The following is a 12,569-nucleotide window of genomic DNA, read 5'->3' as shown; positions in this document are numbered from 1 at the left end:
CCTTAACAATTTTGTGAGAGGATGAAGAATGACTTTAGTTCCATATGTTGTAGAGGATACGGGAAGAGGCGAGCGTGCAATGGATATTTATTCACGGCTCCTCAAGGATCGTATTGTGATGATTGGTCAAGAAATCACCGAACCTCTGGCAAACACAGTCATTGCTCAGCTGCTATTTTTAATGTCCGAAGATCCTAAAAAAGATATCCAAATATTCATTAATTCTCCTGGAGGATACATCACTGCAGGATTAGCCATTTATGACACTATCCGCTTCCTCGGGTGCGATGTAAATACTTATTGTATAGGTCAAGCAGCTTCTATGGGGGCGCTTCTTCTCTCAGCAGGGACGAAAGGAAAAAGACACGCTTTGCCCCACAGTCGTATGATGATTCACCAGCCCTCCGGAGGAATTATGGGAACGTCAGCAGACATTCAATTACAAGCTGCAGAAATTTTAACTTTAAAAAAGCATCTTTCCAAAATCTTATCCGAATGCACTGGGCAATCGGTAGAAAAAATTTTAGCTGATTCTGAGAGAGACTTTTTTATGGGAGCTGAAGAAGCCATAGCCTATGGCCTTATAGATAAAGTAGTTACTTCAGCAAAAGACAAAGACCTTTTACCTTAAGCTTATCTATGAATAAAAAAAATTTGACGCTCTGTTCTTTTTGCGGTCGTTCAGAACAAGATGTAGAGAAACTTATAGCAGGACCGTCAGTATACATCTGCGATCATTGTATCAGATTGTGCTCGGGAATTTTAGAGAAAAAACCTTCAGCAGTGCCGGAGAAGAGTTCTGCAGGACACGACTCTTCTTCTGCTGAGACCAAGGATCTCAAGGTTCTAACTCCTATAGAAATAAAAAATTGCATAGACAAATATGTTGTAGGACAAGAAAGAGCAAAAAAAACCATAGCTGTGGCCGTCTACAATCACTACAAAAGGATACGCGCTCTGTTGCAAAATAAAACTGTCGGTTACGGGAAATCTAATGTTCTTCTTCTTGGCCCTACAGGCTCAGGGAAGACTTTAATTGCTAAAACATTAGCTAAAATTCTTGATGTCCCCTTTACGATAGCTGATGCTACGACACTCACAGAAGCTGGTTATGTAGGAGAAGACGTAGAAAATATCGTATTGAGACTTCTTCAAGCTGCAGACTATGACGTTGCTTTGGCTGAAAGAGGTATCATCTACATTGACGAAATAGATAAAATCGGAAGAACAACAGCGAACGTTTCTATCACTAGAGACGTCTCAGGTGAAGGCGTACAGCAAGCTTTGTTAAAAATTATCGAAGGCACCGTAGCTAATGTACCACCAAAAGGCGGGAGAAAGCACCCCAATCAGGAGTGTATCCGTGTAAATACAGAAAATATGCTCTTTATCGTCGGTGGAGCTTTTGTTAACTTAGACAAGATCATTGCTAAACGCCTAGGAAAAACAGCTATCGGATTCACCGATGATAGTACGACTCTGTCTCAGGAATATAAAGACCATTTATTGTCTAAAGTCGAAACAGAAGATTTGATTGCTTTTGGTATGATCCCTGAGTTTATTGGGAGGTTTAACTGTATTGTTAATTGTGAAGAGCTATCTCTAGATGAGCTTGTTGCTATCCTCACAGAGCCAACTAACGCTATTGTCAAACAATACACTGAACTGTTTGCGGAAGAAAACGTAAAGTTAATCTTTGAGAAAGAAGCCCTGTATGCTATAGCTAAGAAAGCTAAGCAAGTGAAAACTGGTGCTCGGGCTCTCGGAATGATCTTAGAAAATCTTTTGAGAGACTTAATGTTTGAGATACCTTCTGACCCTACGGTCGAAAAGATTTGCATCAGGGAAGAGACTATTATTAACAATGAACTTCCCGAAGTTATTCGAAGGACACCACGGGCTATTGCATAGTAAAGTCTAGTTAAGATAACGAAGCTTTTTGGTTGAATCTGATGATGTCGGATCGCTTTGAATCGGCAAAAAAAATTATAACGGTTCTAAAAAATGCCGATTGCGAGGCGTTTTTCGTCGGCGGTTGTGTTCGCGATATGATCATGGGTCTTCCTATAGGAGACATCGACATAGCTACAAACGCTTCACCTGTCCTGATTTCAACATTGTTTCCAGATACCATCGCTATTGGAGCTGCCTTCGGCATCATCGTTGTAAAACAGGACGGGGCACTATTTGAAGTAGCCACCTTTCGTTCTGACGGAAGCTACTCGGATGGCAGGCATCCCGACCGAATAGTTTTTTCTTCCATGAAGGAAGATGCCCTGCGGCGGGATTTTACCATTAATGGGCTTTTCTACGATCCCTTCACAGACAAAATTTTCGATTATGTTGATGGAATTAAAGACATCGAAAGAAAAATTATTAGAGCTATAGGACACCCTAGAGTACGATTCACAGAAGATAAATTACGAATTCTGAGAGCCGCACGCTTTTCTTCTCGGTTAGGATTTTCTATAGAACCCTCAACACGAAAGGCTATCCTGAAAGAAGTAGATACTCTCACAGCTTCAGTATCTCCAGAGCGGATATGGCAAGAATTAAAAAAGATCGCGACATTTCCAAACCTTTATCAAGCTGTGGCTCTCCTAGAAGAACTAAAAATTTTACAAACAGTATTTCCTGAATTAAAGACTCTTCCCCTAACCTCGGTGAAAAAGGCTATGAGGTGTTTGGAGCGATTAGAAACGCCCCTCCCACCTATTCTCTATTATCTTCCATTATTTGCGGGATTATCCACCGCGGACAAAAAAGCGATCTTCCTTCGATTAAAAGTATCTTCCAAGGAGCTGGATCTCATAGAAGCGTGGGATGAGGCTTTCCTAGAATTCTCCAAAAAAAATATTAACAGAGTTTTTTGGGCACATTTTTTTGCCTCCTCAAAAGCAGAATTTTTCCTTCCTCTTTACGGAGCTCTTCTTGCGCAGGAAGAATCAAGAAAAGATTTTACAGCCAAGACATCTAGATTAAAACAAGAACTCTATCCTTTCACCATGCGTATAAAAACGAAACGCCCCGTCGTCGTTGCCGCAGACCTGATCGCTAGGGGCGTTGCTCCTGGAAGACTCCTTGGAGACCTTCTTAAAGAAGCAGAAACTCTATCTATAGAAAAAAATTGTCAAAACAAAGAAGAAATTTTACACCTACTTAAAGCTCACGGTTTTTGGAAGTAAGATCTTTATCTAAAAAACTTTCTTAAACTATCAATTTTAATGCTTCAGATTTAATTTTTTAACTCTTATCATTTTCATAGATTTTATACTCTTATCTTGGAATCTCTTATGTTACGCATTGCTATCCTGGGAAGGCCTAATGTTGGAAAGTCCTCCCTGTTTAATCGTTTGTGTAATAGGTCTTTAGCTATAGTCAGCGAAGAAGAAGGTACTACTAGAGATCGTTTGGTAGCTGAAACCAAAAGGTTCGATTTTTCTACCCTCCTAATTGATACCGGAGGAGTAGATCAACGTTCCCCGGATAAATTCCAAAAAGATATCGCTAAACAGGCTTTTATAGCCGCTGAAGAAGCCGACTTTATTCTTCTCGTCACCGATATTCGCTGCGGAATTACCGAAGAGGACGCTAGAATAGCAAAGATGCTCCTCCCCCTAAAAAAACCTGTTGTTTTAGTAGCAAACAAAGCAGATTCAAAAAAAGATGAACAACGCTTATACGAGTTTTACAGCCTGGGGTTTCAAAATATTGTAGCTCTTTCCGCCGCCCACGGCCGACATATGGATTTTTTGATTCGCACCATAACAAAACTCTCCTCTCCCATTCTGAAAGAACAATTAATCCAAGACGATACTTCCGGCCTACAAAAAGAAGCTTCTGAAACAACACTCTCCCAACCCATGGACTACGAGTCTATAGCCCCCTCTCTTGACACAGAAAGTATTGATGAATCCCAAGAGAGTGCTTTTGAAAAACTTTCAGATTTAGGCTTTGACTCCCCCATACAAAGAAGCTTGTCTCCCCATAAAAAAACATTAGTTAAAGTAGCTCTTATAGGCAGACCAAACGTCGGAAAATCATCTCTGATTAACGCTTTACTCAACGAAGAGCGTTGTCTAATAGATAACTCTCCCGGAACGACAAGAGATAACGTAGATATTTTATACTCACACAAAACTGGTGACTACTTATTTATCGATACGGCTGGGCTAAGAAAAGTTAAAAGTATAAAAAATCCTGTAGAATGGATATCCTCAGCAAGATCAGAGAAAGCTATTGCTAGGTCTGAAATCTGCTTGTTAGTCATAGACGGAACACTAAAGCTTTCTTCCCATGATAAAAGAATTCTCTCTTCCATCGCTAAAGCAAAAAAGCCTTTTATCATCCTAGTAAACAAGTGGGATATGGTAAAAGAGGTCCGAATGGAACATTACATTCGCGATCTACGAGCATCCGATCCCTATTTACAAGAAGCTCCAATCTTGTGCGTCTCCGCGAAAACACGCCGTAATTTAGATAAAATTTTCGCTGCAGTCCAGGGACTATATGGAATAGCCACAAGACAAATTCCAACATCTCTATTAAATAAAACTCTTGTTAATACTTTAGCAAAACATCCACCGCAATTAATCGCTAAAAGAAGATTACGTGTCTATTATGGGGTGCAAAAAAGCTTTTCTCCTCCATTATTTTTATTGTTTATTAATTCTAAATCTTTATTAACTAAATCCTATGAACAATATCTGAGAAACAATCTAAGAGATGCTTTTAATTTCCACGGCGTTCCTTTTGATATAGAATTAAAAGAAAAACCAAAAAGATATAATTAAACTTTGATTCTAATTGTAATTATTGGTATTAACCAACTAAAAAATTAATTTTATTAATTAGAGAGTTTTACCATGACTTACAATTCCTTTGAAGAAGAATACGATCCCTACTTAGAAGAACACCTCAGCAAAAACTCTGATGAGTCCAAATCCTTAGACCTTTACACAGAAACCGGTGTGTACATAGAAGAAAATCAAGAAGAAGATAGCGATCTACTTATCGTACTAGGGAACGCTATACTACCCGAAACAAGACAATTCTATATCAATTCTAATTGCTTAGCCTATACTCGAACCTTAGGGGATACGTGGTCTGCATGGTTTCAAATTCCCCCAGAAAAGTTACCTATAAAAAGCCTAGACTTTAACGCTGTTCTGCGCACAGATTATATAATCACCTCAGGCATAGAACAATTATTCAACGGCCCCAAAGACTTTCCAAAAGCAAATTCCAGTCTAGATAACATCATCATTTCCATACGAACCATTCTAGACCATTACGTGCAGTTCTTTATAGCCGATGATCGACGAACCTTCTGGATACGAAACTACAGCATCCCTGAGGGGTGGTCTGAATGGCACATCTTTAATTAAATCTTATTCCCAAGTGACAGAGGAGGCCTCTCACTCCGAGAGAGCTTCCCAGAATCTCTACTCCTCACCAGAAGGAGCAAACGTTAATGTCGTAGGAATAACTTCATTATAAGATCGGTTAAAAGAGGTTGCCACTGTAGGAATAACTTTCTCTTTGGGTTTTTCTATGGTTAATTCCAGCATGAGCAAATGTCTAGCAATATCTACCCTAATATCTCTAACAAGAGCTTCAAATAAAAGGAAGGATTCTTGTTTGAATTCTAATAGAGGATCCTTTTGTCCTACCGTACGTAACCCTACTTCTGTTCGCAAGAGGTCCATATCAACAATATGATCTTTCCATTGTGCATCCAAATGAAATACCATCAGAGAACGAACAACATCTCCCAGGAGTGCTTGAGGATCCGCTACCTCTCCTGATGCTGCCAATCCATTAATGATTTCACTCATCTTAGTATTGAATGTTTTTCCCAAAAGCTCTGTTAACAGCTCTCCGGCACGTTCTGGGCTGCGTAAAGACTTAAGATGATCAATATCCACATCCACGGGAAAGGCGTGGTACAACCAAGCTAAAGCTTTTGGCATTTGAAAACCCGTAGTTGCTCTCTCATCATATAAAGCGTAACTTATGACACTACCAACTTCTTCGAGGATTTCTCTAGCCAGAAGTAAAACATCTGACGCATGAATAATTTCATTGCGCAAGGCATACACTACCTGCCTTTGTTTATTCATTACATCATCATACTCTAAGGTATGCTTACGCATAGTGTAATTCCTACCTTCTACCCGCTTTTGTGCTGTCTCTATTAAACGAGTGAGCATAGGATCCGACATAGCCTCCCCTTCTGGAGGACGAAAATGTCGAATTAAAGCGTTGAGTTTGGGAGATGCAAACAAACGCATCAAACGATCTTCGAAAGATAGAAAGAATTTTGCGCTTCCCGGATCTCCCAATCTAGCGCAGCGACCTCTAAGCTGACGATCTATTCGACGAGACTGATGTCTAGTGGTTCCTATAACATGCAAGCCACCTACATCTATAGCTTCTTTGTCTAACTTAATATCTGTACCCCGCCCCGCCATATTGGTAGCAACAGTCACCGCTCCGCGCTTTCCAGCTTCGGCAATAATCTCTGCTTCTTTAGCATGATTTTTGGCATTTAAAACCGTATGAGGAATATGTTTTTGTCTTAAGATTCTAGACAGTTTTTCTGAAATTTCAACAGACTCTGTTCCAATCAGAATAGGGTTCCCCTTCTCATGAACGGAAAGAATTTCATTGACAATAGCACTGTATTTTTCTCTATCCGTCATGTAAAACTCGTCATCGAAATCTACCCGCAAACAAGGTTTGAAAGTAGGAACTTGCAATACGTAAAGGCCATAAATTTCTTTAAACTCTCTTGCCTCTGTAATGGCTGTTCCCGTCATTCCAGCAAGCTTTTCGTACAACCTAAAATAATTTTGCAAAGTGACAGTTGCATAGGTCTGAGATTCTTTTCGAATAGGAACTTGCTCTTTTGCTTCTATTGCCTGATGAAGCCCCTCCGAAAATCTTCTTCCTGCTTGAGGCCGACCTGTATGCTCATCGATAATAACTATTTCATTATCTTCAACAATGTAATCTATATCCTTCTCCATCAACAGATGAGCTCGGATTAACTGTCTTAGGGCATGTGCTCGAGACTTACGCTGAGTATCCTCCTCTGATACGGCTATTTTCTTATCCATTTTTTCTGCTGGAGATAGCTTCTCATCAGCGTCTATGGAAGAAAAAATCTCGCCTAGATCTAACATAACAAAATCATGATCGCTAGCCCCGAGACCTTCTACCCATTTCTGCATGCCCTTATCTGTCAGCTCAAAGTCATTATTTCTTTCATCAACTATGATAAACAACTGAGAGAGCTGCTCTAAAGCCTCTTCCTTATTCTGCTCAGCGTGGTAATGTACGTCCCACTTGTCAATCAACATTCTAAGATCCGGATGCTCTCGAACTCTTCGTAAAACCCTGTTAAGAGGCATTCCTTTGCTAACCAACCAAAGGGTGCGGCAGTGTTCTGAGATTTCCTCCAAAACTTTTTTATTTTTTGGCAAAACGTCTGTAGCAAGAAACTTTTCTAGTCCTGTCCGAGCAGCAAGAGCCTTCGCATTACAAAAATCTCTTTGTACACGAACTAACTCACCAACTTTATCTTTAAGCTCGTGATATACTGGATTTTGTTTCTCCCCAGGGCCAGAAATAATAAGAGGTGTTCGAGCTTCGTCAATTAGAACAGAGTCTACTTCATCAATAATAGCAAAATAAAAACCTCTTCCAACCTGTTCTGCAGCAGTGGAAGCCATAGAATTATCTCGCAAATAATCAAAACCAAACTCCGAGGCCGTCCCATAAACGACGTCATTTAAGTATATCTCTTTGCGCTTTTCTAAAGGCGTCCCAGAAGTTAACACCCCTGTAGTTAAACCCAACCAACGAAGTATGGAACCCACCCATTCACAATCTCTTTTTGCTAGATAATCATTGACTGTAATCAGGTGAACGGGGCGTCCACTAAGGGCATTTAAATACAACGGCATCACAGCCGTTAACGTCTTCCCTTCTCCTGTCTGCATTTCAGTTATAAAACCTTTATGCATTCCTATAGCGCCGAGAATCTGTACATCATAAGGAACCATATCCCATTCCTGGCGGTAGCCAGAAACTTCTATTCGAACCCCAGCAAAACGTCGACAGACATTTTTTACCGTGGCATAGGCCTCTGGAAGCAGCTGATCTAGAGTTTCTCCTTGAGAGATTCGATTTTTAAATTCCAGAGTTTTCCCCTGTAATTCTTCATCTGATAATCGAGTAAACTCCTGATCAAAGGCATTAACCCTCTCCACTATTTTTTGAAATTTCTTTAAAGTTCTCTCTTGAGAAGAACCAAAAAATTGTTTTACGAAGCCCAACATGTCCCAATTACGCTATATTTACTTGAAGTTCGATACTCATGAGCACTAGCTTGTTGAAGTACCCAAAAGTTTTGCAATTTCCACCTACCATAACGCATTTTCCTTAATAAGACGATGAAAAGTTCCCTGTGAATCTTGAAAAGAAAAGACTAAAAGGGGCCTTTAAAAAATCGGAAAACCAAAAGCCCATCCTACACTACTGTCTGAAAAAAATCTTTTGAAAGAAATTTTTTCTCAAAAAAAATTACATCAAGCGGCTAGCAACTCACTAAACTCTGAGATAAGCTGATTATTTAGTGGGAGCTTCCTACGAAGGTTTCTCAGAATCTGAGAACGGCGTCGCCGAGACTCCTGGGAAGAATCAGAATTTGAGAGGAATGTTTGTATCTCATAAGCCACATCAAAACAGCCTGAACGGGCCTCACAAGCACTCAGCAACTCAAGAGTTTCCGTATTGCGAGTCACCCCGACAGCTTTTCTTGCAAAAGCAAGACCTTCCTCCGGAGCCACTAAAGTTGCTAATCCTATTCCTGACAACCACGCTAAAGCTTTCAGCGCACCCAAATGTTCAGGAAACAGCGCCACAGCCTTTAGAAACATCGTCTCTGCTTCGCCAAACTTTCTTTGTCGACACAGGCTCAATCCATAATCGAAACAACAATCTGGATTACCAGAATAAGTGGGACACTTGAGAGCTAACTTCCAACAACTCTCAGAAAGTGGATAGTTTTTTACCGCCATTGCTGCTGCTGCCGCATGCCGCATCAACAAAGCATCACCCCTTTTCCATAGAGGACTACTTTGATAAATGAGAAGAGCCTGTTGCTGTCTCCCCATTTTTTGCTCACAGAGTCCTATATTGAACAAGGCCTCATCTCTATAAAAGGCTTCTTTTAAAAGAGACCTAAAAAGAATCTTGGCTTTTTCATAATCAGAGATCAATCTCGAAGCTTGGGCAAACTTATAAATAATATCCGAAGAACAATACCCCAAAGAATAAGCTCTTGAGTAAAACTCTGCCGCGTCCTCGTATCGTTTAGAGGCAAAATAGATGTGTCCTAAAGCAATGAAGGTTTCTTGAGGAGATAAAGGGGAAACTAGAGGCTCTATCAAATTACAGGCGAGATCCAACTCCCCCAAATGAACTAGAGCTGAAGCGTACTTAGCAACGTCCTGCTCTTCCAAATTTTCTTTTCGAATCTTTGAAAAAAGTTGCGCGGCTGTTTTGTAACTACCTTTACGATAGTCTCTATATCCTAGCTCTAGATAGTATCGAAAATCTTTGGCATCAAACCTCTGAATCTGATCCAAGTACGCATCAACCTCACGGAACCGCCCCGTTTCTCGGAGGATTCTAACATAGTCAATAAGGTACTGCCTGCGGAACCGCCGCTTCTTTAGAAGAGGAAGCAGCTTCTGCTCCGCCACCCCCCAATCTTTAATTCCGATACAAAACCGAATCTCTTTGATTGCTCGGACAGCGTATTTGCGAAAGGTAACGACGCGGGAATAGGCTTTAGCAAGTAAAGCCAGCACTAGCCCCCCCACCAAGGTCCACGACACCATTATCCACATAATCTGCCAATCCAGATAAAACTCTGCTCTTGCGATAACAAAAAAAATCTTTAATGTCTCTAAAAAACGTGCTTTTAGTAAAAACCCAAAGATTGCCCTACCTTACAAAAAGTTTCCAAGCCCATCCGAGAATTACACACCAGATCCTCGTCAAATGTAATTACATTTGGCCGAAACAGCAGGATAATAGACGAGCCTCCAAAAGAAAAAAAACCTTTTTCTTCACCCTTACGATACAGTTTGCCTGGAATAAAGGTGTTATGGATACTTCCTACATTCATAGCTCCAATTTCTAAGTACAACACCTTGCCAAACATTTTGCTGTCCAAAACTGTCAGCATCCTCTTATTCTCACAAAAATGAACAAAGTAATCCCGCATAGCTAGAGGGTGCACAGAATGCAATTTCCCTGAGATAAGCTGACTTTGGGAGGGCACGCAATCAAAAGGAAAGTGGAACCTGTGATAATCGAAAGGAGCCAAACGGATAATAACCATCGCTCCTTGAGAATATTCTTCTACTAAATCTTTTCTTCTTCCCAAAAGATTTTCTAAAGAAAATTTTTTACTTTTAACTACAAACTCTCCAAATTCGGACACGTTCTTGTATATTAAATACCGCCCATCAGCAGGAGCCACAGCAATATTTTCATCTTGGACTATAGGCCTCGCCTCTGGTCGCAACTTCCTGGTGAAAAAATCATCAAAGGATCGATATGCGGATAACTCTTTAGTACACTCTTCGGCATTTACCTCATATCGACGCACAAAAGGAACGATCTTTTTTTTTGTTATAGGAAGTCTCTGCAACCACCCATAAAAGCGAGAGAAAATCAAATACGAAGAAGCTACATTAGCAAGCCAGCGTCCGATCCTAGACCCATAAACCGCATTCATAGTTCTTTCAAAGTAAACGGGTTCTATCAGTCTTTTCTTACTTTCTCTGTCAACGTAACAGTGCCCTTGGTCCATACCTTCCTTTAGAAAAACCCAATCTCTGATAATAGTTTTAAAGCAGAAAATATTCAAAACTATTATTACAATTAGTTTCCAAGATCATAAAATTTGTTGAAAATAAAAAGATTTTATCGACCCCTAAGCTCCATCAATACACCTTGTTGTCCAATAATGCTGCTGTAAGCTAAAATGTCTCAGGGAATAACACTTTAGATTAACTTCGATCTGCATCTTATCCCCCGCAACTGTGTTCAGGGGCTGTTGCCGCTGCTCTCTCTAAGTCGCAACTCTAATCCATGCAGGTTGTCACGTAAATATTTTTAGGCTCAAAAACAATAAAACTTCCGCCATGCTACTTAACGAGACTATTGCAGCCATAGCTACAGCCCCTGGAGAAGCTAGCATTTCTGTAGTAAGAGTGTCCGGCCCAAAAGCTATAGAAATTTCCGAAATAGTGTTCTCTGGTCCAGTATCCCAATACCATTCTCATTCTGTACATCTCGGTTCTGCTTTAGCTCCCTCTGGAAAAATTATTGACAAGTGTCTGGTCCTCGTTATGCGCGCCCCAAAATCTTTTACAGGGGAGGACACCGTAGAATTTCAATGCCACGGAGGATACTTTGCCTCTACAAAAATTTTAGAAGCCCTTTTTCACGCTGGAGCTCGTGCAGCCCTTCCAGGAGAATTTACGCAAAGAGCTTTCCTCAACGGAAAAATCGACCTCATACAAGCAGAAGCTATACAAAATATTATAGCCGCAGAAAACTCAGAAGCTTTCGATATTGCTCAAAATCATTTAAAAGGGGCTTTTTCAAAAAAAATATCCCAGATATCCCAACTGATCATACAAGCCCTCGCTTTTCTCGAAGTACAGGCAGACTTTCCTGAGGAAGGCGAAGACTTCTCCATGTCAGATCAATCTCTAGCGTGGATTTCTGAGGCTCTCCTCTCTGTGCAAGAGCTACTCGGCAGCTTCAATGAAGGACAACAACTTTCTCAAGGAGCAACCATCGTATTAGCCGGAAACCCCAACGCAGGCAAATCTTCGCTACTGAACGCTTTTCTTGAAGAAGATCGAGCCATAGTAACCGACATACCAGGAACCACAAGAGATATGCTACGCGAATCTTGGACTATTGGAGGGAAAACCGTTAAGCTTGTGGATACCGCTGGCACTCGAAACGCCGAAGACCCTGTAGAAAAAGCCGGAATACAAAAAAGTTTTCAAGCGATGGAAACCGCAAAGCTCATCCTGTGGGTGGCAGACCCTGCGGATGAAACTGCCGACCTGCCCGCCATTCTGGAAGAAAAACCATCCTTCCTTATTTGGAATAAGGCAGACCTAAATCATCCAATACCCAGGATTAGAATAACCATCCCTCAATTCTCGGTATCAGCAAAAACTCGACAAGGGCTTCGTGAATGCAAACAGGCTATAAGCGAGTGGCTGCACACAAATTCTCAGCAAACCAGCTCCAGAGTATTTTTGGTTTCTTCCAGACATTACAATATTTTAAAAAAAGTAGCAGAAAAACTACAGACAGCGCTTCGAGCATATCAATCTGGTATAGAGCCTGAATTTATTGCCTTAGAATTAAGAGAAGCCCTTCAGGAAACCGGCGTCTTATCAGGGAAAGAAGCTACGGAAGAAGTCTTAGGAGAAATCTTTAGCCAGTTTTGTATTGGTAAATAA

General features: G+C 40.7%; 9 protein-coding genes. 6 read left to right on the top strand and 3 right to left on the bottom strand.

Annotation, left to right across the window (positions count from 1 at the left end):
* The first annotated feature begins 28 nt into the window (after positions 1-28).
* The 5 genes from KJA58_RS04810 to KJA58_RS04790 all read left to right on the top strand — a co-directional run bounded on the left by KJA58_RS04810 (position 29) and on the right by KJA58_RS04790 (position 5,387).
* Positions 29-631 (top strand): ATP-dependent Clp protease proteolytic subunit, encoded by a 603-nt coding sequence (locus KJA58_RS04810; RefSeq protein ID WP_213358284.1) that lies wholly within the window; start codon positions 29-31, stop codon positions 629-631.
* 8 nt (positions 632-639) lie between these two features.
* Positions 640-1,911 (top strand): ATP-dependent Clp protease ATP-binding subunit ClpX, encoded by a 1,272-nt coding sequence (gene clpX, locus KJA58_RS04805; protein WP_213358283.1) that lies wholly within the window; start codon positions 640-642, stop codon positions 1,909-1,911.
* A 41-nt stretch (positions 1,912-1,952) separates the two neighbouring features.
* A complete protein-coding gene (locus tag KJA58_RS04800; protein ID WP_213358282.1) occupies positions 1,953-3,185 on the top strand; it encodes a CCA tRNA nucleotidyltransferase in 1,233 nt (410 codons plus the stop codon).
* 108 nt (positions 3,186-3,293) lie between these two features.
* Positions 3,294-4,793, top strand: coding sequence for a ribosome biogenesis GTPase Der (gene der, locus KJA58_RS04795; RefSeq protein WP_213358281.1), 1,500 nt, complete (start codon positions 3,294-3,296; stop codon positions 4,791-4,793).
* Between the two features lie 72 nt (positions 4,794-4,865).
* Entirely contained in the window at positions 4,866-5,387 is a 522-nt protein-coding gene (locus tag KJA58_RS04790; protein WP_213358280.1) for a hypothetical protein, read from the top strand.
* Positions 5,388-5,444: 57 nt separating this feature from the next.
* On the opposite strand, the gene secA is transcribed toward KJA58_RS04790, so the two are convergent.
* The 3 genes from secA to KJA58_RS04775 all read right to left on the bottom strand — a co-directional run bounded on the left by secA (position 5,445) and on the right by KJA58_RS04775 (position 10,891).
* A complete protein-coding gene (gene secA / locus KJA58_RS04785; protein ID WP_213358279.1) occupies positions 5,445-8,345 on the bottom strand; it encodes a preprotein translocase subunit SecA in 2,901 nt (966 codons plus the stop codon).
* Positions 8,346-8,594: 249 nt separating this feature from the next.
* Positions 8,595-9,920, bottom strand: a complete 1,326-nt coding sequence (locus tag KJA58_RS04780; protein WP_213358278.1) for a tetratricopeptide repeat protein — start codon at positions 9,918-9,920, stop codon at positions 8,595-8,597.
* 74 nt (positions 9,921-9,994) lie between these two features.
* Positions 9,995-10,891 (bottom strand): phosphatidylserine decarboxylase, encoded by an 897-nt coding sequence (locus KJA58_RS04775; RefSeq protein ID WP_213358277.1) that lies wholly within the window; start codon positions 10,889-10,891, stop codon positions 9,995-9,997.
* 334 nt (positions 10,892-11,225) lie between these two features.
* Between KJA58_RS04775 and mnmE the strand changes: the two genes are divergently transcribed.
* Entirely contained in the window at positions 11,226-12,569 is a 1,344-nt protein-coding gene (gene mnmE, locus KJA58_RS04770) for a tRNA uridine-5-carboxymethylaminomethyl(34) synthesis GTPase MnmE (protein ID WP_213358276.1), read from the top strand.

Source organism: Chlamydiifrater phoenicopteri (genome assembly GCF_902807005.1).
In the GTDB taxonomy this organism is placed as follows: Bacteria; Chlamydiota; Chlamydiia; order Chlamydiales; family Chlamydiaceae; genus Chlamydiifrater; species Chlamydiifrater phoenicopteri.
This window is presented reverse-complemented; position numbering and strand designations above follow the sequence as displayed.